The following is a 26206-nucleotide window of genomic DNA, read 5'->3' as shown; positions in this document are numbered from 1 at the left end:
TGCCGGGCAGATGGGTGGGCCGCGCGGCGTTTCAAGCGGTGCGGCGGATTCAGGTCAGCACGCGGTGCCGCCACGCGGGCAGGCTCTGGCGTACGTCGGCGATGCGTTGCGGATCGAGCGTGCCGAGCACGACGCTCGCACCCTCGTCGCGCACCGCGACGATCTCGCCCCACGGGTCGATCAGCATGCTGTGGCCCCACGTGCGCCGGCCGTTCTCGTGCTTGCCGCCCTGCGCGGCCGCGAGCACGTAGCACTGATTCTCGACGGCCCGCGCGCGCAGCAGCGTTTCCCAGTGCGCGCGGCCCGTCGTATACGTAAACGCCGACGGCGCGACCATCAGCGCGCAGTCGCCCATGCGGCGATACAGCTCCGGAAAGCGCAGATCGTAACAGACCGACAGGCCGACCCGCCCGAACGGCGCGTCGAACGCGACGACCGTGTCGCCCGCGCGGATCGTGCGCGCCTCGTCGAACGATTCGTCGCCTTTCTCGAAGTTGAACAGGTGGATCTTGTCGTAGCGCGCGGCCTCGTTGCCGGACGGATCGAACACGAGCGTCGTGTTCAGCACGCGGTCGGGCTGCGGCGCCTTCAGCGGCAGCGTGCCGCCGATCACCCAGATGCCGTGGTCGCGCGCGGCGTCGGCGAGGAATTGCTGGATCGGGCCGTCCCGGTACGGTTCGGCGAGCGCGAGCTTGTCGGTGTCGCGGTGGCCCATGAAGCAGAAATACTCGGGCAGCAGCACGAGCTGCGCGCCTTCGCCGGCGGCCTCCGCGATCAGGCGCCGCGCTTCGGCGAGATTGCGGGTGACGTCCGGCGCGCTCACCATCTGCAGCGCGGCGACCTGGAAGGGCGTGGCGGAACGGGCGTGGTCGGTCATCGCGGAATCGCTTGCGTCATAAATGGGGTGCGGCCCGGCACCCTGCGGCGCGATATGCGCTCAATGGCTCGATGCATCGGCCGGACCGTGATTCATCTTACCCTGATCGCTCCGCACCCGCTCGATGTGCGGGTGCGCCCACGAGCCGGTGATCGCGTAGTCGAGCGCGAACGCGTGCGACAGCGTTTCGGACAGCGCGTAGTTCGCGGCCAGCACGCCGACGCCGAGCAGCGGGTTGATGATGGCTGCCCCGATCGCGGCCGCGCCCGCGCTGATCTTCGGCGCGACGTGCGCATGCAGGTCCTGCGTCTCGGCCCCGAGATCGACCGCGCCGCGCACGGTGACGTTCGCGGGGCCCGTCATCATCGAGAAGTCGTCGGTGCGCGCGATCCCGTTCGAAATCCGGCCGGTGCCGGTGATCTTGTCGAACGGCAGCCCCTTGCCGACCACGTCGCGGAAGTTCAGCGTCAGGAAGCGCGCGAGGCTCTGCAGGCTCAGCACGCCGAGCAGTTTCGCCGCGCCCGGGTCGACCTTCAGGATCTTCCCGTGTTCGAGGTCGACCGCGACCTGGCCGCCGAGCGACGGGAAGTCCAGCGCGGTCGGGCCGCCGCGCCAGCCGACCTTCCCCGTGACCGAGCCGTGACCGTCCGCGAGCGTGCGCGGCAGGCCGACGCGGTCGAGCAGCGCGCCGGCGTTGTCGATGTCGAGCTTGAAGTCGAACACGGTGCGGCGCGGCGCGTCGTTTTCGTCGGCGCCACGGGCGAGCGCGCGGCGCGACGTGCGCCAGTTGCCGGTGGCCGTGAGCTTCGCGGCCGGGTTCGACAGTTCCAGCTTGTCGAGCTGCCACACGGGCGTGCCGTCTTCGTCGATGTTGCGCGCGTTCACGACGAGCCGGCCGATGTCGTGATCGCGCGCGACGACCTGGTCGACGATCAGGTCGATCGACGGCATCGGGCGGTCGGTCGGCGTCGGCAGGTTCATCGCGCGGCCGACGAGATCGTGCTGCGCACTCTGCGGCACGACGAGCTTCGCGAGCCGCGCGTTGAGCACGCCCGCGCCGTTGTGGCCGCCGCCCGGCGCCCACGACAGGTAGCCCGACACCTGGTTCGACGCGATGTTCGCCTGCCACAGGTCGTCGACGTGCGACGCGCCGACGATCACGTTCTCCCAGTTGCGCTTGAGCAGCTTCAGCGTGCCGAAATGGAACGCGAAGCGCTTCGGCGCGAAGCTCGCGAAATCGACGCGCGGCGCGGCCGGCGGCGCCGGTGCGCGCGGCGTGTCGGGCCGCAGCGTGTGGGCGAGCGCGAGCCACGCGTCGGCGTCCAGCTCGGCGACGTCGACGGCCGCGCTCACGCCGTCCTGCGGCATGTCGGGCATCCGGTGGATGCCCATCGCGCCGCGCACCGCGCGCAGCGGCTGGCCGCGCGTCGCGTCGAGCAGGTAGGTCGCGGACACCGGGCCGAGCGTCAGGTCGGCGTGTTCGAGGCGTTTGCCGTCCGCCTGCGGCGCCGGCTGGAGCGTGAAGCGGAACGGCATCGGCGTGCCGGCCGGTTTCGCGAACGGCGCCGGGAAGTTCAGCGCGACGCCCGTCAGGTCGGATTGCGCGCTGACGTCGGGCAGGCGGCCCGGCGCGCCACGCACGGCGACCTGGTACGGTGCGTCGCCGACCACGTGTTCGAGCAGCGCGGCGGCCGCGCCGTGCAGGTTCAGGCCGCGCGCGGCGTCGAGCGCGAGCCGGCCGTCGACGTCCACCGCGTACGGGCCATGCGACCGGAATGTGCCGTTCGCGCGCACCGGGCCGCCGAGGAAGCGCCCCGACAGGCCGTGCAGCGACGCGCCGGCCTCGGTGAAGCGGACGCTGCCGCGCAGGGCCGACAGCGGCGGCACGCCGCTCGTCGACAGCGTGTTTCCGCCGAACGCGAGCGCGCCTTCGACGTGCGTGTGCGGATGGGGGACGTGCTGCGGAATCGTGATCTTGAGCGCGAGCGACGCGGGCCCCTGCGCATCGATCCGCTGGCCGATGTGGCCGCTCATCGTGCCGAGCGAGCTGTTGTCCGCGTAGTCGATCAGGTCGGCTAGCGGGCCCTGCGCATGGCCGTCGATGATCAGCGGCGAGTGCGACGGATTGCCGAGATCGTCGATGCGGCCCGCGACCTTCGTCAGCGTGACGCGCTTGTAGCGCGCGCGCTCGATGTCGAAACGCAGCTTGTTCTGCGCGAGTTCGAACACGCCGTCGATCCCGTCGAGCGCCGGCCAGACGCTCGGCGTGCCGTTCGCGAGCTTGCGCGGCGGGTACGGCGTCGGCTCGAAGCGGCCGCCGGTGAACGGCGCGACGATGTGGAACACGCCGGCGTCCGGCTCGTGTTCGAACGGGAATTTCTCGAGCGGGCCGCGTGCGACGATCGACGCGCCCTTGGTCACCTTGCCGTCCTGCAGCGCATGGCCGAGATAGTCGCGCAGGTGCTCGGACATCCCGGTCGGCAGGTAGCGCGGAATGCGCGCGACCGACGCGCGCGCGAAATCGGCGCGCAGGTCGAGCGAGCCGCGGCCGTGGCCGGGGTTCGTGTACGAGCCGGACACCGCGATTTCGGCATCGGGGTTCGACACGAGCAGATCGGGCAGCGACACGTCGACGCGCGCGTGCTTGTCGCCGGGCGCGGGCGTGATCGTCCATTTGGCGTTGCCGCGCAGCCGGTCGAACGTCAGGCGCGGCTCGTCGAATTCGCCGGGCACGGTGACCGCCGCGTTGACCGTGTCGATATGCGCGGAGCCGCCGGTCTCGTTCGCATCGACGCGGCCCCACAGGTTCTCGACGCCCGGCCAGCCGGCGCGCGGGTGGCCGCGCGGCGAGAGCCCGGGCGGCGGCTCCTGCGCCGCGAAGCTGATGCCTTGCAGATCGCCGAGGAAGCGGTAGCGGACGATCGGCGCGGCGCCCATGCGCCGCTCCTCGTCGGCGAGATCGGCGTGCGCGGGTTTCGCGCGCTCGACCTCGATGTGATAGTTCGACACCATCCCGCGCGGGTCGATCTTGATCAGCTCGTTGCGCAGGCGCGCCGGCAGCGGCAGCCCGCGGATGAATTCGCTGAGGATGCCGAGATCGACGCGGTCGCCGACCACGCTGAGCAGTTGTCCCTGGGTCGCGGTCGGCACGCGGTAGCGTGCCGTCAGCGTCGACAGCGCGAGCGAGCGGGCGAGCGGCGTGCCGTCCGGCAGCGGCGGCTGGCCGAGCTCCGCATTGAAGCGCGTCAGGTGCAGCGTGTAGTCCTGGCCCGCATCGAGCGCCATGTCCCAGCCGAAGCGGACCGTCGGCACGTCGAGCCGCGGCTGCGTCGGGCGCACGCGCAGCGCGACGTCGGCGCCTTGCAGATCGCCGCCCGCCGAGCGCAGGTGGCCGTCGCCGAAGGTCGCCCAGATTGCGTTGTCGATCCGGCCCGCGTGGATCGTGAGCGGCATGTCGAGGTAGCGCGCGAGCGTCTGCAGGTCGACCGGGCCGGTCGACAGGTACGCGTCGCCGGTCCAGTTCGACGGCTTGCCGATCGGCGCGAGCGGCTTGTGCTTGAAGCGCGCGCGGAAATCGAGCGGGCCGAGCAGCAGCGTGCCGTTCGCGGGCGCCTGCAGCGCGGCCTTGTGCACGCGGCCGTCGTTGAGCACCGCGAGCCGGATGCCCGACAGCACGAGCTCCGGTGCATCGTGCTGCGCGTCGCGCCAGCGCAGCGTGCCGCCGCGTAGCACGATCGCCTCCTGTTTCAGCAGCCACGTGCCGAACGTGTCGTTGCCGCCGTGGGTGGTGGCCACGCCGACGCCCGCGACGCTCAGCGAGCCGTCGGCCGCGCGCGCGACGACGAGGTCGGGCTGGTCGACGATCAGGCTCGACAGCGCGGGCGACAGCCGCAGCAGCGACATCCACGACAGCGCGGCCGTCGCGTGCGGCACCGACAGCGCGACCTTGCCGTCGCGGCCGCGGATCGTCAGGTTCGTGAGCTCGACGCCCGGCTGCATGCCGGACCAGTTCGGGGAAAGCTTGCCGATCGAAAGCTGCGCGTGGAGCTTGTCGGACACGGCGCGCTCGATGCGCGGGCGGTATTCGTCGATGCGCGGCAGCAGCACGTAGCGCAGCCCGAGGAACGCGCCGGACGCGACGAAGTAGGTGCCGATCCCGACTGCCAGCGTCACCCTGAACACGCGACGCAGGACCGGGTGATCGTGCTTCGGAGGTCCCGCTTCGGGCGCAGCTACGGCGGATTCCTGACGGTCGGACATGCGGCGGACGGGCGGCGATATGGTAGTTTTGCAGACTGACGTTGAAATGTATCACACGGGTTCGTGTCGGCGGCCGTTGGGGGCCGTACGGCACGGGCTTTCCGGCGCGCGGCGTCGCGACGGGCGCACGCGCGTCCGGCGCGGCCGCGCCGAGTCCATTCGGGCCGGTCGGCAGCGGGGCGCGCACGTGCCGGCCCGCTGCCCGCCGGTCTTTCCGCCAGGCCCGCTTCTCGATGACCGACGCTTCCGCCCTGCTCAGCACGTCCTATTCCCGATACCTTGCCCGCGCGGCGGCCGCCCGGCCCGCGCTGGCCGCGCAGATCGCCGCGTGGGCGGCCGCGCCGCTCGGCCGCGCGCGGCTCGACGCGCGCCTCACCGAGCTGCTCGCGACGCCGGCCGGCACGTCCGCGCCGGACGAGGAGCAACTGAAGCGCGCGCTGCGGCAACTGCGGGCCGAGGCGTTCGGCGCGGTCGCGGAGCGCGACCTGCGCGGGCTGGCGGACGTCGCCGAAGTGACGGGCGCGATGACCGATCTGGCCGAAGTGGCCGTGCAGCGTTCGCTCGCGCTGCTGTCGGCCGAACTCGAGGCGCTGTACGGCGAGCCGCGCGGCGCCGACGGCCAGCGCGTCGTGCTCGGCGTGGTCGGGATGGGCAAGCTCGGCGGCCGCGAGCTGAACGTGTCGTCGGACATCGACCTGATCTTCGTCTACGAGGACGACGGCGAGACGACGGGCGGTACGCGTTCGCCGCTGTCCACGCAGGAATACTTCACGCGGCTCGGCCGGCGCCTGATCGGCGTGCTGTCCGAGGTCACGGCCGACGGCTACGTGTTTCGCGTCGACATGCGGCTGCGCCCGAACGGCGATTCGGGGCCGCTCGTCTGCAGCATCGGCATGCTCGAGGAATATTTCTACGTGCAGGGGCGCGAGTGGGAGCGCTATGCGTGGATCAAGGGGCGGCTCGTGTCGGAAGGCGACAGCGACGCGGCGCGGCGGCTCGCGGCGCAGCTCGAGTCGATCGTCAAGCCGTTCGTGTACCGTCGCTATCTCGATTTCGGCGTGATCGGCGCGATCCGTTCGCTGCACCAGCAGATCCGGCACGAAGCCGCGCGGCGGGCGTCGATGCGGCCCGACAAGGCCGACGACATCAAGCTCGGGCGCGGCGGGATCCGCGAGATCGAGTTCAGCGCGCAGGTGTTCCAGTTGATCCGCGGCGGCCAGGATGCGGAGTTCCGCGTGCGGCCGACGCTCGCGGTGCTGCGGCATGCGCAGGCGCGCGGGCTGATCGGCGACGACGTATGCGCGCGCCTGACCGACGCCTACCGTTTCCTGCGCACGCTCGAGCACCGGCTGCAATACCGCAACGACGCGCAGACGCACGCGATGCCGGTCGAGCCCGACGAGCGCGCGGCGCTGGCCGCGTCGCTCGGGTTTGCCGACTACGCGGCGCTGATGACGGTGCTGGACGAGCACCGGAACTTCGTCGAGGCGCAGTTCGACCAGATCTTCGCGGACAAGGTGAAGGGCGGCGGCCCTTGCACGGCCGGCGACGACACGGCCGCCGCGTGGATCTGGAGCGGCGCGCTGGCCGACGACGGCGAGGACGACGCGCTGGTCGCTCGCCTCGACGGCCTGGGCTTCGCCGATCCGGCCGCCGTGCTCGCGCGGCTGCGCGCGATCTGGCAATCGTCGCGCTATACCGGGCTGCCGGAAAAGAGCCGGCAGCGCTTCGACAGCGTCGCGCAGCGCGCGCTCGACGCCGCGCCGACGATCGACGCCGCGCGCCGCGACGAGACGATCGTGCGCCTGTTCGACCTGCTGGAGACGGTCAGCCGGCGCGGCGTCTATCTCGCGCTGCTGACCGAATACCCGGCCGCGCTCGACCGCGTGCTGTCGGTGCTCGGCGCGACGCGCTGGGGCGGCGGCTACCTGATCCGCCACCCGCAGCTGCTCGACGAGCTGCTCGACGACGAGGCGATCGCGAGCCCGTTCGACTGGCCCGCGTTCAAGGAGGCGCTGCGCGCGCGGCTCGCCGCGGCCGACGGCCCCGAGCAGCAGATGGACCTGCTGCGCCATGCGCAGCACGCGGAGGTGTTCCGGATCCTGCTGATCGACCTGGCCGGGCAACTGTCGGTCGAGCACGTGAGCGACCGGCTGTCCGAGCTGGCCGACGCGGTGCTCGACGTGACGATCGAAGTCGTCTGGTCGCAGCTCGCGAAGCGCCATCGCGACGTGCCGATGTTCGCGGTGATCGCGTACGGCAAGCTGGGCGGCAAGGAGCTCGGCTATGCGTCCGATCTCGACCTGATCTTCCTGTACGACGATCCGGACGAGCGTTCGGCGGACGTCTACACGACCTTCACGCGGCGCCTGATCACGTGGCTCACGACGGCGACCGGCGCGGGCGCGCTGTTCGACATCGATCTGCGGCTGCGGCCGAACGGCGAGGCCGGGTTGCTCGTCACCGATCTCGACGCATTCCGCCGCTATCAACTGCGCGAGGGCGACGCCGCGAACACCGCGTGGGTGTGGGAGCACCAGGCGCTGACGCGCGCCCGCTACAGCGCGGGCGACGCGCGGATCGGCGCGGCTTTCGAGGCGATCCGCCAGCAGGTGCTGACGACGCCGCGCGACGGGGCGATCCTCGCGAAGGAGATCGTCGACATGCGCGGGAAGGTGTTTGCCGGCCACCCGAACCAGACCGGGCTGTTCGACCTGAAGCACGATCGCGGCGGGATGGTCGACATCGAGTTCATCGTCCAGTACTGGGTGCTGCTGCACGCGTCGAGCGACGCCGAGCTGATCCGCAATACCGGCAATATCGCGCTGCTGCGCGAGGTCGCGCGCTTCGGGCTGATGGGCGCGGACGAGGCCGAGCGCGTCGGCGCGGCGTATCGCAAGTACCGCAAGCTGCAGCACAAGCTGCGGCTCGACGGGATGGAGAAGGCGCGCGTCGATCCGGCCCTGGTGGCCGACGAGCGGGCGGCCGTGACGGCGCTGTGGGCGCGCGTGTTCGGGGCGGTCGAAACGGGCGTGTGAGTTGCCCGTTCGAATCGGGCGTACGATCGGCGGCGCGGGCCGGCCGCGATCGACCGGCTGGCCTGCCGTAACAAAAGACCGGCGCATGCGCCGGTCTTCCCGCATTCGGACCAACGTGCTGCCGGCGTCAGGCCGCCAGCATTTCCTTCGCGTGCTTGCGCGTCGTTGCCGTGATTTCGAGCCCGCCGAGCATCCGCGCGACTTCCTCGATACGGCTGGCGCGGTCGAGCGCGACAACGGTCGATACCGTGCCGCCGCGCTCGTCGGCGCCCTTCGCCACCTGGAAATGATGGTCACCGCGCGCGGCGACCTGCGGCAGGTGGGTCACGCACAGCACCTGGCGGTCGCGCCCGAGCTGGTGCAGCAGGCGGCCGACCACTTCGGCGACGCCGCCGCCGATTCCCGTATCGACTTCGTCGAAGATCAGCGTCGGCGTCGGGCTCGCGGCGCTGGCGATGACCGCGAGCGCGAGGCTGATCCGCGCGAGCTCGCCGCCCGACGCGACCTTCGCGAGCGGGCGCAGCGGCACGCCCGGGTGCCCGGCCACGCGGAATTCGACCTGTTCCAGCCCGTGCGGGCCGCCGTCGGCGAGCGGCACGAGCGCGACTTCGAAGCTGCCGCCTGCCATCGACAGTTCCTGCATGCCGGCCGTGACGGCCGTGCCGAGCGCCTTCGCGGCCTGCGCGCGCGCCTTCGACAGGCGTTTCGCATCGGCGAGATAGGCTTCCCGCGCCTTGGCCTGCGCGGCTTCGAGCGCGCCGAGATCGGCGGCGGCGTCGAGCGCGGCGAGTTGTGCGCGGCGCGCCGCATGCTCCTCGTGCAGCGTGTCGGGCGGCAGCCGGAACTTGCGGGCGGTCGAGTGCAGCGCGTCGAGCCGCGTTTCGACCTGCGCGAGCCGCTCCGGGTCGAGATCGACGCGCTGGGCATAGTGCGACAGCGAATACACGGCTTCCTGCAACTGGATCTCGGCTGGCTCCAGCGATGCCAGCGCATCGCCGAGCGCGGTGTCGTAGTCGGCCAGGCTGCGCAGCTTCGACACGATCGCGCCGAGCTGCGCGAGCATCGCGTCGTCGGACTCGGACAGCGCGTTGAGCGCGCCGCGCACGCCTTCGATCAGGTTCGCCGAATGCGACAGGCGCTTGTGTTCGTTGCTGACTTCGTCCCATTCGCCGGCTTGCGGCGCGAGCTTGTCGAGTTCGGCGAGCTGCCACGCGAGCTTTTCGCGCTCGAGCTGCAATTCGCGCTCGTGCGCCTTCGCGGCGTCGATCGCCTGCGTCGCGTCGCGCCACACGCGCCACGCGCGCGCGACGTTCGCGGCATCGGCGACGAGCCCCGCGTGCGTGTCGAACAGCTCGCGCTGCGCGTCGGGCCGCATCAGCAACTGGTGCGCGTGCTGGCCGTGGATGTCGACGAGCATCTCGCCGAGTTCGCGCAGTTGGGCGAGCGTCGCGCTGGTGCCGTTGATGAACGCACGCGACCGGCCGTTCGCGTCGATCACGCGGCGCAGCATCACGGTGTCCTCGGCGTCGAACGCGTGGTCGTCGAGCCAGCGCGCGACACGGTCGTGCGGCGTGAACTCGGCCGTGATGTCGGCGCGGCCGCAGCCGGTGCGCACGACGCTCGCGTCGGCGCGTTCGCCGAGCGCGAGGGCGAGGGCGTCGATCAGGATCGACTTGCCGGCCCCGGTTTCGCCTGAAAAGACGGAAAAGCCGCTGTCGAATTCGAGATCGAGCGCGGCGACGATGACGAAGTCGCGGATCGAGAGGTGGCGGAGCATGGTGTCGGGCGGAGCGGCGTCAGGACGCCTTGTCGTCTTCGTTCGATGCGTGTTCGTTCCAGTGCAGCTTCTTGCGCAGCGTCGTGTAGTAGCTGTAGCCGATCGGGTGCAGGAACGGCACCGTGTGCTTCGAGCGGCGCACCTCGATCGTGTCGTTCAGCTCGAGCGACGTGAACGACTGCATGTCGAAGTTCACGTTGACGTCGCGGCCGCCGACGATCTGGATCGCGATCTTCGAATCGTCGGGCAGCACGATCGGCCGGTTCGACAGCGCGTGCGGCGCGATCGGCACGAGCACGATGCCGGCCAGCTGCGGATGGAGGATCGGGCCGGCCGACGACAGCGCATACGCGGTCGAGCCGGTGGGCGTCGCGACGATCAGGCCGTCGGAGCGCTGGTTGTACATGTAGCGGCCGTCGACCGACGCACGCAACTCGACCATCCCGGAGAAGCCGCTGCGGTTCACGACGACGTCGTTGAACGCGAGCGCGTGGTAGATCGGTTCGCCGTCGCGTACGATCCGCGCCTCGAGCAGCGAGCGCTCCTCGCGCTCGAACTTGCCGGCCAGCATCACGGGCACGAGCGCCTGCATGTCGGAGGCCGCGATGTCGGTGATGAAGCCGAGCCGCCCGTGGTTGATCCCGATCAGCGGTGTCCGGTACGGCGCAAGCTGGCGGCCGATGCCGAGCATCGTGCCGTCGCCGCCGAGCACGATTGCCACGTCCGCTCGTGCCCCGATTTCGGCCGGAGTGAGCGCCGGGTAGCCGGCGATGCCGATTTCCCGCGCGGTATCGCCTTCGAACACGACCTCGAAGCCGAGCGTGGCAATGCTGTCCGCCAGCGTGGCGAGCGGCTCGGCGATGCCGGGCGTGTTGCTCCGGCCGACGAGCGCGACAGTGTTGAACTGATTACCGGTTTTCATGCCGGCATTACACCATAGCTCGTTGACGAAAAGAACCGCCCGTGCGCCGACGGGGCCGGATCGGGCCGGCCCGCGCAATGGTGGCCGACGCCACTCGCCGTGCTTGCGCGGTTGCGCTAAAATTTTCCACCATGCTAGTGTCCTGTTCCGCTGATTCGCGAGCAAAGTCGATGCAGCTTTTCGAGGATGGAATCGGCTGACGCGGTCCAGACGAACGGTTTGCAGTCGTCCCATCGCCATGCTGACGTCTCCCGTTCCGTTGACGTCAACATGCTACGCGAAGATAGACCAGTTAACAACGGAACAGGACACTAGATCCTCGCGCACGAACCCTCCTGAAAACCCTGATCGAACGGTATATCGCCGACGGTCAGCCAGTCGGATCGCGCACGTTGTCCCGTTACTCCGGGCTCGAGCTGAGCCCGGCGACGATCCGCAACGTGATGTCCGACCTGGAGGAGCTCGGCCTCGTGTCGAGCCCGCACACGTCGGCCGGCCGCGTGCCGACGCCGCGCGGCTACCGGCTGTTCGTCGACACGATGCTGACGGTCGAGGCGCCGATCGACGCGGAGGCCGTCGCGCGTCAGGTGCAGAACACGCTGCAGGCCGGCGAGCCGCAGCAGCGGGTGGTGGCGGCCGCCGCGAGCGTGCTGTCGAACCTGTCGCAGTTCGCGGGCGTCGTGCTGACGCCGCGTCGCAGCCACGTGTTCAAGCAGATCGAATTCATGCGCCTGTCCGACAAGCGCATCCTGCTGATCATCGTCACGCCCGAGGGCGACGTGCAGAACCGCATGCTCGCGACGCCGCGCGACTATTCGCCGTCGCAGCTGACCGAGGCGTCCAACTACATCAACGCGCATTTCGCCGGCCTGTCGTTCGACGAGGTTCGCCGCCGCCTGCGCGACGAGATCGACCAGTTGCGCGGCGACATGACGACGCTGATGCACGCGGCCGTGACGGCCAGCACCGAGGTGCCCGACACCGAGGACACCGTGCTGATTTCCGGCGAGCGCAACCTGCTCGAGGTGGCGGACCTGTCGTCCGACATGGCGCGGCTGCGCAAGCTGTTCGACGTATTCGACCAAAAGACGGGCCTCCTGCAACTGCTCGACGTGTCGAGCCACGCCCAGGGCGTGCAGATCTTCATCGGCGGCGAATCGACGCTCGTGCCGATCGAGGAAATGAGCGTCGTGACCGCGCCTTACGAGGTGAACGGCAAGATCGTCGGCACGCTCGGCGTGATCGGCCCGACCCGCATGGCGTACAACCGCGTGATACCGATCGTCGACATCACCGCGCGCCTGCTGTCGCTCACGCTGAGCCAGCAGTAGCAGCCGCCCCCGACGCCGTCCCGCCATCGTGCCGCGGCGTCGCGCGCGCCGCCAGTCGGCCGAACGGCCAGCCGACCCGAGCGCTGCGGCCCGCTATAATTGAGGGCCGTCCGACTGCGTGCCCCGAGCACGTTCCTGCCCATGCGTTTCGATCTTGAGCCGCCATCGAGTGTCGCGGCTGCCCATCGCATCGGTGTGCTGCTGATCAATCTCGGCACGCCCGACGCGCCCACCCCGCGCGCGGTGCGGCGCTACCTGGCCGAATTCCTGTCGGATCCGCGGGTCGTCGAAATTCCGCAGGCCGTCTGGCAGGTGCTGCTGCGCACGCTGATCCTGCCGCTGCGCGGCCGCGCGTCCGCGAAGAAATACGCGGCCGTCTGGATGCCCGAGGGCTCGCCGCTGCGTGTCTACACCGAGCGCCAGACCGACAGCGTGCGGCACCTGCTCGCGTCGAACGGCTATCACGTGATGGTCGACTACGCGATGCGCTACGGCAGTCCGAACATTTCGCACGCGCTCGCGCAGTTCAAGCGGGCGGGCGTCGAGCGCGTGCTGCTGATGCCGATGTATCCGCAATACTCGGCGTCGACCACCGCCACCGCGTTCGATGCCGCGTTCGGCGCGCTCGCGCGCATGCGCAATCAGCCGGAAGTGCGCACGGTGCGGCACTACGCCGATCATCCGGCCTATATCCACGCGCTGGCCGAGCAGGTGCGCCAGTACTGGGCGCAGCACGGCCGGCCCGATTTCGCGGCCGGCGACAAGCTCGTGCTGAGTTTCCACGGCGTGCCGAAGCGCACGCTCGACCTCGGCGATCCCTATCACGACCAGTGCCAGCAGACGGGCGCGTTGCTGATGGCCGCGCTCGGGCTGTCGGCCACCGAATGCCGCGTCACGTTCCAGTCGCGCTTCGGCAAGGCCGAATGGCTCCAGCCGTATACCGCGCCGACCCTGCGCGAATTCGGCGAGGCCGGCGTGCGGCGGGCCGACGTGTTCTGCCCCGGCTTCACGGCCGATTGCCTCGAGACGATCGAGGAAATCGGCATGGAAGTGCGCGACGAGTTTCTCGCCGGCGGCGGCAAGACCTTTCACCGCATTCCGTGCCTGAACGGTGCCTCCGCATGGATCGGCGCGCTCGGCGAGATCGTCGCGGAAAATCTGCAGGGCTGGCCCGTCAAGGCCGCGCAGCCCGAACCGGTCAATTGAGATGAAACGATTCCCACGCGCGCGTTGTTCGCCGTTCCCCGGGGCGGCGGTCAGCCTTCACACGGCGGCCCGGCGGAGGCTTGCATGAACTACAGGATTTCCACGGAGCCGGGCGCGAAGCTGCGCATCGACAAATGGCTGTGGGCAGCCCGATTCTTCAAGACGCGCTCGCTCGCGACCGATGCGGTCGACAAGGGCCACGTGAAGATCGGCGGCGCGGCGGTGAAGCCGGCGAAGGACGTACGGGTGGGCGACGAGGTCGAGATTGCGATCGACGGCGTCGTCTGGCACATTGCCGTGCTGGGCGTTTGCGACGTGCGCGGGCCCGCGAGCGTCGCGCAGACGCTCTACGAGGAAACGGCTGCGGGGCGAGCCGCGCGGCTCGCCGAACTCGAGCGGCGCCGGACGTATCGCGAGCCGGCGGCCGAATTGCACGGCCGGCCGACGAAGCGCGACCGGCGCATCATCGACAGATTTTCTGGTGGGAGCTGAACATCTGGTCGAACGTCGCCCGCGCGCTTCCGTATTCGGTCGTGCGGTCGGTGACGGCCCCCGACAGGCAGATGGTGGTGGTGCCGGCAATGAGTACCAGCGCGACCACCGATATCGCAAAGGTCAGTTTCACGGTACTCCCCTCGAGAACAAGGGTGAAAACGGCGCCAGGTGGAAGGTCACGCGGCGGTCAGCTAGGGTAAACACGCTTTTCCGACGCTTGAGTGGAGTGTAGTGCAGCCGGCCTGTGTGCAGCTAGTACTTGCCGGGTAAGCGTTGTTACAGGCCGTTTCGCCCGAGGCGGCGGACGATGCGACGCTTGCACCCGCAGACGCGCGGTTGTTTCGCGGCATTGGAGAATGCCGGCGAATAACCCTCTTGAAACCGTAGTTTTCGCCCTTATTTGCACCAGTAATGTGCGGTGCCGCCGGGTATACGTCCGGCGGTTGCCGATTTGGCTTCAACCTCTAATCGACTTTCAGCGACATGGAAAACACGCAAGAGAACCCGGCTACCCAATCGGCCGAAGACATCGGCAGCGAGAAGCAGGCGGAGCAAGGCGCCGCACCCGCCGCCGAAGCCGCCGACGCGGCGCTCGCGGAGGCTCAAGCCAAGGTCGCCGAGCTCCAGGAAAGCTTCCTGCGGGCGAAGGCCGAAACCGAGAACGTGCGCCGCCGCGCGCAGGACGACGTGTCGAAGGCGCACAAGTTCGCGATCGAGAGCTTCGCGGAGCACCTGCTGCCCGTGCTGGACAGCCTGGAAGCGGCCGTCAACGATACCTCCGGCGACATCGCGAAGGTGCGCGAGGGCGTCGAGCTCACGCTGCGCCAGTTGACGAGCGCGCTCGAGAAGGGCCGCGTCGTCGCGATCAATCCGGTCGGCGAGAAGTTCGATCCGCACCAGCACCAGGCCATTTCGATGGTGCCGGCCGAGCAGGAGCCGAACACCGTCGTCACGGTGCTGCAAAAGGGCTACATGATCGCCGACCGCGTGCTGCGCCCGGCGCTCGTCACCGTCGCGCAGCCGAAGTAAGGCGGCCGACATGGTGCCCGCCGGCGTCGATCCGGCCGCGTTCGACGCGTTCGACATGCAGGCGCTCGACGCCGGCACGTTCGACGCGGCCGTCGATGGCGCGGGCGACGCGCTGGCCGTGGTGTTCTTCTGGGGCGTCGACTGCTTCAACTGCGAGATCGCGAAGAAGGCGATGCTCGCCCAGCCCGACGCGATCCGCGCGCTGGGCCTGAAGTGGTTCCATTGCAACGTGTACGAGCACCATCAGCTGGGGCGCCGCTTCGGGCTGCACGGCGTGCCGACGTGGTTCTTCTTCCACCGCGGCAAGCGGTTGGGCCGCGCGACGGGCTGGCATGGTCTCGCGCAGTTCCAGGCAGCGGTTGCGGCGGCACGCGCGAAGATCGGCGCGGCGGCCGGTGCCGCGGCGGCCGGTGCCGCGGCGGCCGGTGCGCCGTCCCGCGAGGGCACCGGCCCGCACGATCCGCTGGCCGGCGGCGATTGAAAAAATTTAATATCCGCATCGCTCGCCGGGTCTTGAAAACGGATCGGGCGGACGCATTTCGGGAACAGAGTTGAATTCTGGCGTGCGAAACCGCCCCAAAACGCGGCGTTTCGCGCAGCAAACAAGCATTTCTGGAGATTAGGAAAAAATGGGAAAGATCATCGGTATTGACCTCGGCACCACGAACTCGTGCGTCGCCATCATGGAAGGCAACCAGGTCAAGGTCATCGAGAACTCGGAAGGCGCTCGCACCACGCCGTCGATCATCGCGTACATGGACGACAACGAAGTGCTCGTCGGCGCGCCGGCCAAGCGCCAGTCGGTGACCAACCCGAAGAACACGCTGTTCGCGGTGAAGCGCCTGATCGGCCGCCGCTTCGAAGAGAAGGAAGTCCAGAAGGACATCGGCCTGATGCCGTATGCGATCATCAAGGCCGACAACGGCGACGCATGGGTCGAAGCGCACGGCGAAAAGCTCGCGCCGCCGCAGGTGTCGGCCGAAGTGCTGCGCAAGATGAAGAAGACGGCCGAAGACTACCTCGGCGAGCCGGTCACGGAAGCCGTGATCACGGTGCCGGCATACTTCAACGACAGCCAGCGCCAGGCGACCAAGGACGCCGGCCGCATCGCGGGCCTCGAAGTCAAGCGGATCATCAACGAGCCGACCGCGGCCGCGCTCGCGTTCGGCCTCGACAAGGCCGAGAAGGGCGACCGCAAGATCGCCGTGTATGACCTCGGCGGCGGCACGTTCGACGTGTCGATCATCGAGATCGCGGACGTCGACGGCGAAATGCAGTTCGAAGTGCTGTCGACCAACGGCGACACGTTCCTCGGCGGCGAAGACTTCGACCAGCGCATCATCGATTACATCATCGGCGAGTTCAAGAAGGAGCAGGGCGTCGACCTGTCGAAGGACGTGCTCGCGCTGCAGCGCCTGAAGGAAGCCGCCGAAAAGGCGAAGATCGAGCTGTCGTCGAGCCAGCAGACCGAAATCAACCTGCCGTACATCACGGCGGACGCGTCGGGCCCGAAGCACTTGAACCTGAAGATCACCCGCGCGAAGCTGGAAGCGCTGGTGGAAGACCTCGTCGAGCGCACGATCGAACCGTGCCGAATCGCGATCAAGGACGCAGGCGTCAAGGTGTCGGACATCGACGACGTGATCCTGGTCGGCGGCCAGACCCGCATGCCGAAGGTGCAGGAGAAGGTGAAGGAGTTCTTCGGCAAGGACCCGCGCCGTGACGTGAACCCGGACGAAGCCGTCGCGGTTGGCGCGGCGATCCAGGGCCAGGTGCTGTCGGGCGACCGCAAGGACGTGCTGCTGCTCGACGTGACCCCGCTATCGCTCGGTATCGAGACGCTCGGCGGCGTGATGACGAAGATGATCAACAAGAACACGACGATCCCGACGAAGCACGCCCAGGTGTATTCGACGGCGGACGACAACCAGTCGGCCGTGACGATCAAGGTGTTCCAGGGCGAACGCGAAATGGCGGCGGGCAACAAGCTGCTCGGCGAGTTCAACCTCGAAGGCATTCCGCCGGCCCCGCGCGGCGTGCCGCAGATCGAAGTGACCTTCGACATCGACGCGAACGGCATCCTGCACGTCGGCGCGAAGGACAAGGCGACCGGCAAGGAAAACAAGATCACGATCAAGGCGAACTCGGGCCTGTCCGAGGCTGAAATCGATCAGATGATCAAGGACGCGGAAGCGAACGCAGCGGAAGACCACAAGCTGCGCGAGCTGGCCGACTCGCGCAACCAGGGCGACGCGCTGGTTCACAGCACGAAGAAGGCGCTGACCGAGTACGGCGACAAGCTGGACGCGGGCGAGAAGGAAGCGATCGAAGCGGCGCTGAAGTCGCTCGAGGACGTGCTGAAGGACACGTCGGCCGACAAGGCCGCGATCGACGCGAAGGTCGAGGAGCTCGGCAAGGTCTCGCAGAAGCTCGGCGAGAAGATGTACGCCGACATGCAGGCCCAGCAGGCAGGTGCGGCCGGCGCGGCCGGTGCGGCGGAAGGCGCGGCCCACGCGGGCGGTGCGCAACAGGCTGCCGACGACGTCGTCGACGCCGAGTTCAAGGAAGTGAAGAAGGACTAAGCCAGGTTGCAATGGCACCGCATGCCGCGCGCGCAAAAACGCGCGCGGCGCGACTGACCAGCGGCTGAAAAGCGGTCTGTCTTTCCTTCCGGATGGCCGGATCGACTCCACGCCTGGCGGGCCTTGCGGCCCTCCGGGCACATTTGTTTTTTGGCGGGTGCTGCGCGAGCCGTCCGCGGACGGTGCAGCGCCAGACGAGTCGAGAGACTTTACTGCGGGCGAAAGGAGCCGCCGCGTGCGCGATGCGTGGCGGCACAGTGAATCGATATGGCGAAACGGGATTACTACGAGGTTCTGGGCGTCGCGAAGAATGCGAGCGACGACGAAATCAAGAAGGCATATCGCAAGCTTGCGATGAAGTATCACCCTGACCGCAATCCGGACAGCAAGGATGCGGAAGAGCATTTCAAGGAGGCGAAGGAAGCCTATGAAATGCTGTCGGATGGCCAGAAGCGGGCCGCGTACGACCAGTACGGCCACGCGGGCGTCGATCCGAACATGGGCGGTGCGGGCGCGCAGGGCTTCGGCGGCTTCGCGGATGCGTTCGGCGACATCTTCGGCGACATCTTCGGCCAGGCCGCGGGCGGCGCCGCGCGCGGCGGCCGCGGCGGCCCGCAGGTGTATCGCGGCGCCGACCTGCGCTACAGCATGGAAATCACGCTCGAGCAGGCCGCGCACGGCTACGACACGCAGATCCGCGTGCCGAGCTGGGTGTCGTGCGAAGTGTGCCACGGTTCGGGTGCGAAGCCCGGCACGAAGCCGGAAACCTGCCCGACCTGTCACGGCCAGGGCACGGTGCGCATGTCGCAGGGCTTCTTCAGCATCCAGCAGACCTGCCCGAAGTGTCATGGCACCGGCACCTACATCCCCGAGCCGTGCGCGCATTGCCACGGGTCGGGCAAGGTGAAGGAAACCAAGACGCTCGAAGTGAAGATTCCGGCCGGGATCGACGACGGGATGCGGATCCGCTCGGCCGGCAACGGCGAACCGGGCATCAACGGCGGGCCGCCGGGCGACCTGTACGTCGAGATCCACATCAAGCCGCACTCGGTGTTCGAGCGCGACGGCGACGATCTCCACTGCCAGATGCCGATTCCGTTCACGACTGCCGCACTCGGCGGCGAGATCGAGGTGCCGACGCTGGCCGGCCGTGCGTCGTTCCCGGTGCCGGAAGGCACGCAGTCGGGCAAGACGTTCCGCCTGCGCGGCAAGGGCATCAAGGGGCTGCGTTCGAGCATCGCGGGCGATCTGTACGTGCACGTGCAGGTCGAGACGCCCGTGAAGCTGACCGACCAGCAGCGCGACCTGCTCAAGCAGTTCGAGAAGTCGCTGGCCGAAGGCGGCGCGCGTCACAGCCCGCAGAGCAAGAGCTGGTTCGACCGGGTGAAGAGCTTCTTCGAGTAACGGGCATGACTGAAGGCAACGAGAGCGCGTCGTTCGCGCTCTTGGACGATTGCGACTCGACCGCGTCCGCGCGGTCGAGTCGTTTGTATTCGGGCTTCGTGCGCGAACGCGTGTGCACGGACCCGGCGCAGCTCGACGCCATCGATGCGGCGCTCGCGCGGGATCTGCGCGACGGGCTGCATGCGGTCGTCGTCGGCGATTACGAATTCGGACGCAACCTGCAAAAGGCGCAGCCGGGCGATGCCCCGCTGCGCTTTTTGCTGTATGCGCGCTGCGAGCGGTTGTCGCGCGACGAAGTCGACGCGTGGCTCGCACAGCAGGATGGCGGCGGCCCGCCGTCGATCGCCGGTGTCGCGCACGTCGCGAAGAGCGTGTCGCGCGACGCGTTCGACGCGGCGATCGGCGCGGTGCAGGACGCGCTGCGCGCAGGCGATTCGTATCAGGTCAACTACACGTACCGGCTGAATTTCGACGTGTTCGGCACGCCGCTCGCGCTGTACCGGCGGCTGCGCGCGCGCCAGCCCGTGCGGTACGGCGCGCTGATCGCGCTGCCCGGCGGCGCGTGGGTCGTATCGTGCTCGCCCGAGCTGTTCGTCGAGAAGCAGGGCGACGTGCTGCGCGCGCGGCCGATGAAGGGCACCGCGCCGCGTTCGGCCGATCCGCGCGACGATGCGGCGGCCGCCGCGTTCCTCGCGAGCGATCCGAAGAACCGCGCGGAAAACGTGATGATCGTCGACCTGCTGCGCAACGACGTGTCGAGGATCGCACGCACGGGCAGCGTCAAGGTGCCGGCGCTGTTCTCCGTCGAGCCGTATGCGTCGGTGTGGCAGATGACGTCGACGGTCGAAGCCGGCTGGCGCGACGGCACGACGTTCGCGCAGATGCTGCGCGCGCTGTTTCCGTGCGGGTCGATCACCGGTGCGCCGAAGTACAAGACGATGGAATTGATCGACGCGATCGAGTCGACGCCGCGCGGGCTCTATACGGGCGCGATCGGGTGGCTCGATGCGCCGCGGGACGGCGCCGTGGAGGACGCCGCGAAAGACGTTCCGTCGGCGAGCCACGGCGCCGCGCGACAGGTTGACGGCGCCGGTGCGTCGCCGGGCCGTGCGGCGTCCTGCGGCGATTTCTGCCTGTCGGTCGCGATCCGGACGCTGACGCTCGATGCGGCTGGCGTCGATAATGACGCGGACGGCACGGGCATCGCCGCGGCCGGCCGGCGGCGCGGCACGATGGGCGTCGGCGCGGGCATCGTGCTCGACAGTGTCGCGGCCGACGAATATGCGGAGTGCGAATTGAAAGCGCGATTCCTGACCGATGCCGACCCCGGCTTCCAGTTGTTCGAAACGACCGCCGCGACGCGCGCGGGCGGCATCCGGCATCTGGAGCGCCATCTCGCGCGGCTGCAGCGCAGTGCCGATGCGTTCGGCTTCCGCTTCGACGCCGACACGCTGCATCGCGAGATCGATGCACGCTGCGCGGCGCTCGACGGTGACAGTCCATACCGGATGAAGCTCGCGCTCGCGAAGGACGGCGCGGTCGACATCACGGCCGCACCGCTGAAGGCGCTGCCCACCGGGCCGGTTAGCTTGATGCTCGCGTCCGAGCACGGCTTTGCGCCGACCTGCGCGAGCGACGCGCTGCTGCTGCACAAGACCACGCGCCGTGCCGAATACGACCGCGCGTGGCAGGCGGCCGAAGCACTCGGCGGATTCGACATGCTGTTCGTCAACGAGCGCGGCGAGGTGACGGAAGGCGGGCGCTCGAACCTGTTCGTGAAGCTCGACGGGCAATGGGTGACGCCGCCGCTCGCGAGCGGCGTGCTGCCGGGCGTGATGCGCGGCGTGCTGCTGGACGATCCGGCGCTAAACGCAACGGAGCGCGCGCTGACGCTCGACGATGTGCTGAACGCAGACGCGTTGATGATCTGCAATGCGTTGCGCGGGCCGATGACGGCGCGGCTGATTCGCGACTGCGCATCGGCCTGAACGGATTACTTTCGTGGCGTACATTGCCAGGTTTGTACGATGGCGTGCCCTCGTTTATAGCGCGCAACGCAAGTTTGCGCATGTTTGCCGAGTGGCCGTGCGATCACGACGCTCGTATTGCCGTAGTCACACGAGACCCAGTAGTCTTCACGGGCTTCGGCCAGCGACCAGGTATACACATCGCTTTTGGGCTCGGTGCGCGAGCGATTGGGCAGCAATGACATTATCCGGTCCGGCGGCCCCGACCAGAAGGTGACACCGGCAAGCGGATAGGTGCGTTGCGTGTCGAAGTTTTTCCAGCCATCGGGTGGTTGACCGTCGAGCTGCTGGGTGACGGCAAGGCGTGCGGGGCAATCTGACGTGGCAGCGGACACCGGTAAGGCAGTGAGCGAACTGAATGCGAACGCGGTAATGGTGAGCAGCCGGTACGGCGTTTGCCGGATGAACGTCATCATTTCACCACCGAAAATGCATCGGCATTGTTGCTTGGATCGATGTAACGGCCAGTTTGGTCCTTGCCCTTGAATGCAATACATCGTCTCTTGATTGCCGTGCGAATATGGGACGCGTATGGAATTGCGATGTGTACGACGCGCGATAGATGTTCTCGAGCGGGCGTCGACATTGTCTTCGCCTTCCGCTGCACCCTCACCCGCAGTGCCAGTCGATCATCCTTGGCGGCGTCCGCTTCGCGTCGTAGCGGACCGTGCAGGTTCGCGCGGCAGTGCCCAGCGGACGGGCAATGATCGCGGCCGTGTCGAAATACTCGCAACTCACCCAGTAATCGGTTTCGGCTGCCGCGAGTGGCCACGTGTTGACGAGCATATCGCGCCGTTTGACGCCGCTCGATGGGGCGAGCATGGCGAGTTGATCGGGCGGCCCGGACCAAAACGACACACCGATCAGCGGATGTGCCTTCTGTGAGTCGTAAGGGCGCCAGCCGTCGGGTGCGGGACCTGTGACCGTCTGTGAAACCGCCAGGCGGGCCGGACACTGAACAGGCGCCGAAGTGGCGTACGCCGACGAGATGCAACTAGCTGTCAGCAACGCGGCGAGCGCCGCATTGGCTGGAAAACAGGCGAGTGCCATCGTCATCGCACCACCGAGAACGCATCGGCGTTGTTGCTCGGATCGATATAGCGACCGTTTCTGTCCTTGCCCTGGAACCGGATGTGCCGTTTCCGGATTTTCGACAGACTGCGCCATTGTTCGATGACGTAGATGCCTTTCGAATCCTGACTCAGATAAAACGCCGCATGGTTGCCGTACGACCTGTTCCGATATTGTTCGCTTTCGAAGGTCGCGATGACCGTGCCCGGACGAATGGTCGAATCGCCCTTTACCGTCTTTTCCGGTCGCCAGCCCGAGGTCGCGCCCACTTTGGTATGGACCTTCACGAGCGCAACGCACTCACCATCGCCTTGTAGTGGTTCGCCGGCCAATTCGGCTGCGCGTTCGTATACGTGGGACATTTCGCCTCCGTGGAATGATGGAAGCGCAATGGTCTCCGCAACGAAGGCCTACGGATATAGGACGTGTTTGAAAATGCAGTGCTGCCAAATCGAACGACGGGTGTCGTCGAGCAGGTGGCGGCCTTTGCCTTCGCATCGAGCCGCCATCTCGTCCGAAATCAGAACGAATGCTCCGGGCCCGGGAACGTGCCGTCCTTCACGGCGCGCACGTACGCTTCGACGGCCGCCTGAATGTTCGGCTGCCCCTGCATGAAATCCTTCACGAAACGCGGCCGCTTGCCGGGGAACACGCCGAGCATGTCGTGCAGCACGAGCACTTGCCCCGAGCAGTCGACGCCCGCGCCGATGCCGATCGTCGGAATCTTCAGCATGTGCGTGACTTCGGCCGCGACGAGCGTCGGCACGGCTTCGAGCACGACGAGCTGCGCGCCGGCATCCTCGATCGCGCGCGCGTCGCGCAGCAGTTGCGCGGCGCCGGCTTCCGTCTTGCCCTGGACCTTGAAGCCGCCGAACGCATGCACCGATTGCGGCGTGAGGCCGAGGTGCGCGCACACGGGCACCGAGCGTTCGACGAGGAAGCGGATCGTATCGGCGAGCCATTCGCCGCCTTCGAGCTTCACCATCTGCGCGCCCGCGCGCATCAGCTTGACCGCGTTCGCGAACGCGTCGGCCGGCGTTCCGTACGTGCCGAACGGCAGATCGGCGACGACCAGCGCGCGCGGTTGAGCCCGCGCGACACAGGCGGTGTGGTACGCGATGTCGTCGAGCGACACGGGTAGCGTGGTCGTGTGGCCCTGCAGCACGTTGCCGAGCGAATCGCCGATCAGCAGCACGTCGGTGCCGGCGCGATCCAGCAGCGCGGAAAAGCTCGCGTCGTAGCAGGTCAGCATCGCGATCTTCTCGCCGGCGTCGCGCATTGCCTGCAGCTTGGGTACGGTCACGGCAGGCCGGCTCGATTCCTGGAGATAGGTCATGGGAAATCCGGGTCGGTGGGGAAGAACGACGGGCGATGACGCGTCAGCGCGTCGTCTCGCCCTTGACGAAGAATTCCTTGCGGCCGCGCATCGTCTCGATGCGCTCGACCAGCAGGGCAAGGTCTTCGGGGGAATCCAGCGGGTTCAGGTGCTCGGCCGCGACCGTCAGCACCGGCGTGCGGTCGTAGTGGTAGAAGAATTCGTTGTACGCGTCGACGAGCGAGCGCAGGTACGCATCGCTGATCTGCAGCTCCATCGGCAGCCCGCGCTTCTGGATGCGCGAGAACAGCACTTCGGGGCTGGCCTGCAGATAGACGACGAGGTCGGGCGACGGCGCCTGCGGCACGTCGACGTGCGTGGCGACCGAGCGATACAGTTGCCATTCGTCTTCCGGCAGGTTCAGCCGCGCGAAGATGTCGTTCTTCTGCGGCATGAAATCGGCGATGACCGGGCGGCCGGTGTCGAGCGCGCCGATCAGCTCGCGCGCCTGCTGCGCGCGCTGCAGCGCGAACGACAACTGGACGGGCAGCGCGTAGCGCGCGGTGTCGCGGTAGAAGCGTTCGAGGAACGGGTTGTCCTGCGGGCGCTCGAGCAGCGCCTGCATCGACCAGCGCTCGCCGAGCAGGCGCGCGAGCGTCGTCTTGCCGACGCCGATCGGGCCTTCGATCACGAGATAGCGGTGCGGGGCGCGCAGGTCGGGCGCGGTGACGGTCAGCGGAGTCGAGTTCATCGGCAGCGGGTCTTGTCGGCGTCTGCGCCGGCCGCGAGCGCTTTCTGCATCGGGCACTGGCAGGTCTGCACCTTTTCGACGCGCTGATCGGCGACGGCGGCGAGAAAGGCGTCGGCACGGCCGCGCGCGGGGATGTCGAGCGCCGGCTCGATCTCGACGAGCGGCACGAGTGCGAACGCGCGGTCGGTAAGGCGCGGGTGGGGGACGATCAGGTCGGGTTCGTCGATCGAATCGGCGCCGAACAACAGGATGTCGAGGTCGAGCGTGCGCGGCGCATTGCGATACGGACGCTCGCGGCCGAAGTGATGTTCGATCTTCTGGCAAAGCGCGAGCAGCTCACGGGCCGACAGCGTCGTGTCGAGCTTGACGACGCAGTTGTAGTAGTCGTCGCCGCCCGCTTCGAACGGCGCCGTGCGATACAGGCTCGATTTGCCGAGGATCGAGATGGTGCGCTGCTGCGCGAGGCACACCACCGCGTCCTTCAAGGTCTGGCGCGCATCGCCGAGATTCGCCCCCAGTCCGATATATGCAACCGTCATGGCATCACTTCCTACGTCGTTCGCCGGCGGGCGCGTCAGTCGTCGGACCCGCCCGCGGTATCCGGCGCCTGCTCGGCGGCACCTTCACCCGGCTTGCGGTTTCGCGCACCGCCGCGGCGGCGCCGCTTGCGGGGCGATTTTTCCTTCGAGCCGCCCTGCGTGAGCAATGCCTCGCGAGCGGCCGCGTCGCCTTCGATGAAATCCGTCCACCACTGTCCGACTTCCGCATCGAGCTCGCCGGATTCGCAGCGTAACAGGAGGAAATCATACCCCGCTCTAAACCTTTGGTGTTCCAGCAGCCGCATCGCGCTGCGGCCCGAGCGTTTCTCGAGGCGCAGTTGCAGGCCCCAGATCTCGCGCATGTCGGCCGAGTAGCGCTTGTGGATCGCGAGTTTCTCGGTCTGCATGTCGAGCACGTCGTCCATCGCGCGATGCAGCGCCGGCACCGGGATTTCGCCCTCGGCCGTGTATTGCTCGAAGCGCTGGCGCATGTCGTGCCACAGCAGCGTCGCGAACAGGAAGCCCGGCGACACCGGCTTGCCGGCGCGCACGCGCGCGTCGGTGTTGTTCAGCGCGAGCGTGATGAACTTCTCGCCCTGCGGCTGTTCGAGCACGACGTCGAGCAGCGGCAGCAGCCCGTGATGCAGGCCTTCCTTGCGCAGCTTCTTCAGGCACGCGAGTGCGTGGCCCGACAGCAGCAGCTTCAGCATTTCGTCGAACAGGCGTGCGGCCGGCACGTTGTTGATCAGGTCGGCGAGCGCGTGGATCGGCTCGCGCGTATGCGGCTCGATCTCGAAATCGAGCTTCGCCGCGAAGCGCACGACGCGCAGCATCCGCACCGGATCCTCGCGGAAGCGCGTGGCCGGATCGCCGATCATCCGCAACAGGCGGGCGCGTACGTCGGCCATCCCGTCGTGGTAGTCGAGCACCGTCTGCGTCGACGGGTCGTAGTACATCGCGTTGATCGTGAAGTCGCGGCGCGCGGCGTCCTCGTGCTGCTCGCCCCACACGTTGTCGCGCAGTACGCGGCCGCTCGCGTCGACCGCGTGCGTGCGGCGATCGAGTTCGTCGCGCTTCAGGCGCCTCGGCGGCTCGGCCGTGGCCGCGGCCGCCTCGGGCGGCGCGTCGACCAGCGCGCGGAACGTCGACACCTCGATCAGTTCCTGGCCGAACTGCACGTGCACGATCTGGAAGCGGCGGCCGATCAGGCGCGCGCGGCGGAACAGGCGCTGCACCTCGGTCGGCGTCGCGTCGGTCGCGACGTCGAAGTCCTTCGGCGCGATGCCGAGCAGCAGGTCGCGCACCGCACCGCCGACGATGAATGCACGAAAGCCCGCCTGCTGCAGCGTGTCGGTCACGCGCACCGCGTTCTTCGAGATCAGCGCCGGGTTGATGCCGTGCACGCTGGCCGGCACGACGGTCGGCTCATGGTTGCTGCGCGGTTTCTTCGCGCTGCCGCGAGCGCCCTTCGGGGCGCGCGGGGCGGCTGGGGCCGCTTCGTCGGCCGGGGCCGCGGCGGGAGGCGTTTGCTCGGTTTCGTCCTGGCCGAGCAGCTTGCGGATGAATTTTTTGATCACGACGT

21 protein-coding genes and 1 pseudogene are annotated in these 26206 nt (G+C 68.3%); 9 read left to right on the top strand and 13 right to left on the bottom strand.

Going from position 1 to position 26206, the window contains the following annotated elements; all coding sequences use genetic code 11:
- Positions 1-49: 49 nt before the first annotated feature.
- The gene (locus KPB06_RS21115) at positions 50-877 is read right to left on the bottom strand and encodes a carbon-nitrogen hydrolase family protein (protein ID WP_099316086.1); all 828 of its coding nucleotides are present in this window, start codon (positions 875-877) and stop codon (positions 50-52) included.
- 60 nt (positions 878-937) lie between these two features.
- Positions 938-5137, bottom strand: coding sequence for a YhdP family protein (locus tag KPB06_RS21110; RefSeq protein ID WP_099316087.1), 4200 nt, complete (start codon positions 5135-5137; stop codon positions 938-940).
- A 233-nt stretch (positions 5138-5370) separates the two neighbouring features.
- Here KPB06_RS21110 and glnE point away from each other — a divergent pair, with 233 nt between their 5' ends.
- Complete coding sequence (gene glnE, locus KPB06_RS21105) at positions 5371-8175, top strand: bifunctional [glutamate--ammonia ligase]-adenylyl-L-tyrosine phosphorylase/[glutamate--ammonia-ligase] adenylyltransferase (RefSeq protein ID WP_089464558.1); 2805 nt, start codon at positions 5371-5373, stop codon at positions 8173-8175.
- A 127-nt stretch (positions 8176-8302) separates the two neighbouring features.
- Here the strand turns inward: glnE and recN are convergent, their stop codons facing one another.
- Both recN and KPB06_RS21095 read right to left on the bottom strand, forming a co-directional pair.
- A complete protein-coding gene (gene recN, locus KPB06_RS21100) occupies positions 8303-9952 on the bottom strand; it encodes a DNA repair protein RecN (protein WP_059574289.1) in 1650 nt (549 codons plus the stop codon).
- Between the two features lie 19 nt (positions 9953-9971).
- Positions 9972-10874 (bottom strand): NAD kinase, encoded by a 903-nt coding sequence (locus KPB06_RS21095; RefSeq protein WP_006492558.1) that lies wholly within the window; start codon positions 10872-10874, stop codon positions 9972-9974.
- A gap of 311 nt (positions 10875-11185) precedes the next feature.
- Here KPB06_RS21095 and hrcA point away from each other — a divergent pair.
- The 3 genes and pseudogenes from hrcA to KPB06_RS21080 form a co-directional block, all read left to right on the top strand.
- Positions 11186-12205: pseudogene (gene hrcA, locus KPB06_RS21090) on the top strand (heat-inducible transcriptional repressor HrcA); the annotation flags it as partial.
- A gap of 141 nt (positions 12206-12346) precedes the next feature.
- Positions 12347-13411: a ferrochelatase gene (gene hemH / locus KPB06_RS21085; protein WP_060312709.1), complete on the top strand. Its 1065-nt coding sequence runs from the start codon at positions 12347-12349 to the stop codon at positions 13409-13411.
- 84 nt (positions 13412-13495) lie between these two features.
- Complete coding sequence (locus KPB06_RS21080) at positions 13496-13903, top strand: RNA-binding S4 domain-containing protein (RefSeq protein WP_275906291.1); 408 nt, start codon at positions 13496-13498, stop codon at positions 13901-13903.
- Here KPB06_RS21080 and KPB06_RS21075 read toward each other — a convergent pair.
- Positions 13875-14036 (bottom strand): hypothetical protein, encoded by a 162-nt coding sequence (locus tag KPB06_RS21075; RefSeq protein ID WP_006476841.1) that lies wholly within the window; start codon positions 14034-14036, stop codon positions 13875-13877. The genes KPB06_RS21080 and KPB06_RS21075 overlap by 29 nt on opposite strands.
- A gap of 353 nt (positions 14037-14389) precedes the next feature.
- On the opposite strand from KPB06_RS21075, the gene grpE reads away from it, so the two are divergent.
- From grpE to KPB06_RS21050, 5 genes are all read left to right on the top strand, one after another.
- On the top strand, positions 14390-14935 hold the full coding sequence (gene grpE, locus KPB06_RS21070) for a nucleotide exchange factor GrpE (RefSeq protein WP_059574286.1): 546 nt from the start codon (positions 14390-14392) through the stop codon (positions 14933-14935).
- Between the two features lie 10 nt (positions 14936-14945).
- Positions 14946-15416: a thioredoxin family protein gene (locus tag KPB06_RS21065; protein WP_275920508.1), complete on the top strand. Its 471-nt coding sequence runs from the start codon at positions 14946-14948 to the stop codon at positions 15414-15416.
- A 148-nt stretch (positions 15417-15564) separates the two neighbouring features.
- Positions 15565-17517: a molecular chaperone DnaK gene (gene dnaK / locus KPB06_RS21060; RefSeq protein ID WP_059574284.1), complete on the top strand. Its 1953-nt coding sequence runs from the start codon at positions 15565-15567 to the stop codon at positions 17515-17517.
- 267 nt (positions 17518-17784) lie between these two features.
- Positions 17785-18921 (top strand): molecular chaperone DnaJ, encoded by a 1137-nt coding sequence (dnaJ, locus tag KPB06_RS21055; RefSeq protein ID WP_006476837.1) that lies wholly within the window; start codon positions 17785-17787, stop codon positions 18919-18921.
- Between the two features lie 5 nt (positions 18922-18926).
- Positions 18927-20909, top strand: coding sequence for a bifunctional anthranilate synthase component I family protein/class IV aminotransferase (locus KPB06_RS21050; RefSeq protein WP_275906290.1), 1983 nt, complete (start codon positions 18927-18929; stop codon positions 20907-20909).
- 5 nt (positions 20910-20914) lie between these two features.
- On the opposite strand, the gene KPB06_RS21045 is transcribed toward KPB06_RS21050, so the two are convergent.
- From KPB06_RS21045 to pcnB, 8 genes are all read right to left on the bottom strand, one after another.
- Complete coding sequence (locus KPB06_RS21045; protein ID WP_275906289.1) at positions 20915-21364, bottom strand: STY0301 family protein; 450 nt, start codon at positions 21362-21364, stop codon at positions 20915-20917.
- Positions 21361-21534, bottom strand: a complete 174-nt coding sequence (locus KPB06_RS21040; RefSeq protein WP_275906288.1) for a BPSL0067 family protein — start codon at positions 21532-21534, stop codon at positions 21361-21363. Before KPB06_RS21040 ends, KPB06_RS21045 begins: the two co-directional genes overlap by 4 nt.
- A gap of 23 nt (positions 21535-21557) precedes the next feature.
- Positions 21558-22004 carry an STY0301 family protein gene (locus KPB06_RS21035; protein WP_155754840.1) on the bottom strand — a complete coding sequence of 149 codons (447 nt, stop codon included), beginning with the start codon at positions 22002-22004 and terminating at the stop codon, positions 21558-21560.
- Positions 22001-22381, bottom strand: coding sequence for a BPSL0067 family protein (locus KPB06_RS21030; protein ID WP_059642133.1), 381 nt, complete (start codon positions 22379-22381; stop codon positions 22001-22003). The genes KPB06_RS21035 and KPB06_RS21030 overlap by 4 nt, the downstream gene beginning before the upstream one ends.
- Positions 22382-22539: 158 nt before the next feature.
- Entirely contained in the window at positions 22540-23355 is an 816-nt protein-coding gene (gene panB / locus KPB06_RS21025) for a 3-methyl-2-oxobutanoate hydroxymethyltransferase (protein ID WP_059574281.1), read from the bottom strand.
- A 43-nt stretch (positions 23356-23398) separates the two neighbouring features.
- Positions 23399-24085: a deoxynucleoside kinase gene (locus tag KPB06_RS21020; RefSeq protein ID WP_059642128.1), complete on the bottom strand. Its 687-nt coding sequence runs from the start codon at positions 24083-24085 to the stop codon at positions 23399-23401.
- Positions 24082-24624 (bottom strand): 2-amino-4-hydroxy-6-hydroxymethyldihydropteridine diphosphokinase, encoded by a 543-nt coding sequence (gene folK / locus KPB06_RS21015; protein ID WP_060312718.1) that lies wholly within the window; start codon positions 24622-24624, stop codon positions 24082-24084. The genes KPB06_RS21020 and folK overlap by 4 nt, the downstream gene beginning before the upstream one ends.
- 35 nt (positions 24625-24659) lie before the next feature.
- Positions 24660-26201 carry a polynucleotide adenylyltransferase PcnB gene (pcnB, locus tag KPB06_RS21010; protein ID WP_059574278.1) on the bottom strand — a complete coding sequence of 514 codons (1542 nt, stop codon included), beginning with the start codon at positions 26199-26201 and terminating at the stop codon, positions 24660-24662.
- Between the last annotated feature and the right edge of the window lie 5 nt (positions 26202-26206).

The sequence above is a fragment of the Burkholderia semiarida genome, assembly GCF_029268935.1.
Taxonomy (GTDB): Bacteria; Pseudomonadota; Gammaproteobacteria; order Burkholderiales; family Burkholderiaceae; genus Burkholderia; species Burkholderia semiarida.
Note: the sequence above shows the minus strand (reverse complement) of the source record. Positions and strands in the feature narration are given on the sequence as shown.

What these genes read in the sequence shown, in the direction of transcription:
- KPB06_RS21035 (WP_155754840.1), bottom strand. Translation starts at nt 22,004, where the DNA reads ATGACGATGGCACTCGCCTGTTTTCCAGCCAATGCGGCGCTCGCCGCG.
- panB (WP_059574281.1), bottom strand. Translation starts at nt 23,355, where the DNA reads ATGACCTATCTCCAGGAATCGAGCCGGCCTGCCGTGACCGTACCCAAG.
- KPB06_RS21110 (WP_099316087.1), bottom strand. Translation starts at nt 5,137, where the DNA reads ATGTCCGACCGTCAGGAATCCGCCGTAGCTGCGCCCGAAGCGGGACCT.
- KPB06_RS21115 (WP_099316086.1), bottom strand. Translation starts at nt 877, where the DNA reads ATGACCGACCACGCCCGTTCCGCCACGCCCTTCCAGGTCGCCGCGCTG.
- KPB06_RS21065 (WP_275920508.1), top strand. Translation starts at nt 14,946, where the DNA reads ATGGTGCCCGCCGGCGTCGATCCGGCCGCGTTCGACGCGTTCGACATG.
- KPB06_RS21050 (WP_275906290.1), top strand. Translation starts at nt 18,927, where the DNA reads ATGACTGAAGGCAACGAGAGCGCGTCGTTCGCGCTCTTGGACGATTGC.
- KPB06_RS21080 (WP_275906291.1), top strand. Translation starts at nt 13,496, where the DNA reads ATGAACTACAGGATTTCCACGGAGCCGGGCGCGAAGCTGCGCATCGAC.
- grpE (WP_059574286.1), top strand. Translation starts at nt 14,390, where the DNA reads ATGGAAAACACGCAAGAGAACCCGGCTACCCAATCGGCCGAAGACATC.
- KPB06_RS21020 (WP_059642128.1), bottom strand. Translation starts at nt 24,085, where the DNA reads ATGAACTCGACTCCGCTGACCGTCACCGCGCCCGACCTGCGCGCCCCG.
- hemH (WP_060312709.1), top strand. Translation starts at nt 12,347, where the DNA reads ATGCGTTTCGATCTTGAGCCGCCATCGAGTGTCGCGGCTGCCCATCGC.
- KPB06_RS21095 (WP_006492558.1), bottom strand. Translation starts at nt 10,874, where the DNA reads ATGAAAACCGGTAATCAGTTCAACACTGTCGCGCTCGTCGGCCGGAGC.
- dnaK (WP_059574284.1), top strand. Translation starts at nt 15,565, where the DNA reads ATGGGAAAGATCATCGGTATTGACCTCGGCACCACGAACTCGTGCGTC.
- recN (WP_059574289.1), bottom strand. Translation starts at nt 9,952, where the DNA reads ATGCTCCGCCACCTCTCGATCCGCGACTTCGTCATCGTCGCCGCGCTC.
- KPB06_RS21030 (WP_059642133.1), bottom strand. Translation starts at nt 22,381, where the DNA reads ATGTCCCACGTATACGAACGCGCAGCCGAATTGGCCGGCGAACCACTA.
- KPB06_RS21040 (WP_275906288.1), bottom strand. Translation starts at nt 21,534, where the DNA reads ATGTCGACGCCCGCTCGAGAACATCTATCGCGCGTCGTACACATCGCA.
- KPB06_RS21045 (WP_275906289.1), bottom strand. Translation starts at nt 21,364, where the DNA reads ATGATGACGTTCATCCGGCAAACGCCGTACCGGCTGCTCACCATTACC.
- dnaJ (WP_006476837.1), top strand. Translation starts at nt 17,785, where the DNA reads ATGGCGAAACGGGATTACTACGAGGTTCTGGGCGTCGCGAAGAATGCG.
- glnE (WP_089464558.1), top strand. Translation starts at nt 5,371, where the DNA reads ATGACCGACGCTTCCGCCCTGCTCAGCACGTCCTATTCCCGATACCTT.
- folK (WP_060312718.1), bottom strand. Translation starts at nt 24,624, where the DNA reads ATGACGGTTGCATATATCGGACTGGGGGCGAATCTCGGCGATGCGCGC.